Annotated in this window: 1 protein-coding gene and 1 pseudogene; both read right to left on the minus strand. The window is 49.4% G+C overall.

Features of this window, described 5'->3' with window-relative positions:
• Positions 1-687: pseudogene (locus NNO02_RS23315) on the minus strand (tail fiber domain-containing protein); the annotation flags it as partial.
• A 66-nt stretch (positions 688-753) separates the two neighbouring features.
• Positions 754-984: a phage exclusion lipoprotein Cor gene (gene cor, locus NNO02_RS23320; protein ID WP_271455883.1), complete on the minus strand. Its 231-nt coding sequence runs from the start codon at positions 982-984 to the stop codon at positions 754-756.
• Positions 985-990: the final 6 nt, after the last annotated feature.

Below are 990 nucleotides of genomic sequence, written 5' to 3' on the forward strand. Positions count from 1 at the left end.
AGACAGGTTGTTTGCCTTAGCCAGCGCAGCAACAGGATTGTGCGATGCGGCATCCTGCGCCGCCTTCTCGGCTTTCCCTTGCGCGACTTCTGCTGCTGTTTTGGCACTATCTGCCGATGTGGCGTATCCGGACGATGCTGTTTCAGATATCAGTGCCGAGGCCGCTGCTGCCTCAGCTTTGGCTTTTGCCTGGATGATGACTGGCTTATCTGCAGCAACCTGTGCAGCATCGGTATGAATCTGGTCAGCCAGAGGAATAAGGTCTTCAATCTTCATCGTCTTCATTATGTCGATAATACGAAGCCACGAGGGACCGGTATAAGTCGAGCCATCTGCCATCTTTATTGTGATATCACCATTGACCTCCAGCAGCTGATACCAGTTATCGATTTCCAGAACGCGCTGACGAATGACATAGGCTGTATCTGCGGCTATCTGTGCGCTGATGCTGTTCAGGGTGTCACGCGGCATCGCGGTCCACGCAGAACCCGACACTGCCGGCCCGGCATACGGACGCGAAAGTGTCAGCGCACTATCACTCTCAACCGTTTTTACAGGGAGGGTATACGTCACACCACCTGTTTTTATGACAATAAAATCACCGGCCGCCAGTTCAGTGCTAAATGAAGTCCCTGCCCCTGATACCTGGGCAGAGTTATTCGTCAGGGTGAGTGTTCCTGCTGACATAGATTTTTCCTGAATTTAGATAATTAAAAAACCCTGCCGGAGCAGGGTTCGATATTCATAATTTAATTACTGGCATGTGGTACGTGTGAAATTAACCTTACTGACCCATTTCCAGTTAAACGGGTAGCCAGCCTGATATTGTGTCTGGTTTGCAACCTTACGGACACCATAAATAGAAACAGCCGTTTTCTGACCACCAACTATCGCGGTTGCGGTGCATACTGGCGATTGTCGTTCGAGAATACCAGAGCATGCAGACAAGGCTAAAACCGCAGGGATAATTAATATAGTTTTCATATTTTC

Source organism: Citrobacter sp. Awk 2, from assembly GCF_028069815.1.
Taxonomy (GTDB): Bacteria; Pseudomonadota; Gammaproteobacteria; order Enterobacterales; family Enterobacteriaceae; genus Citrobacter.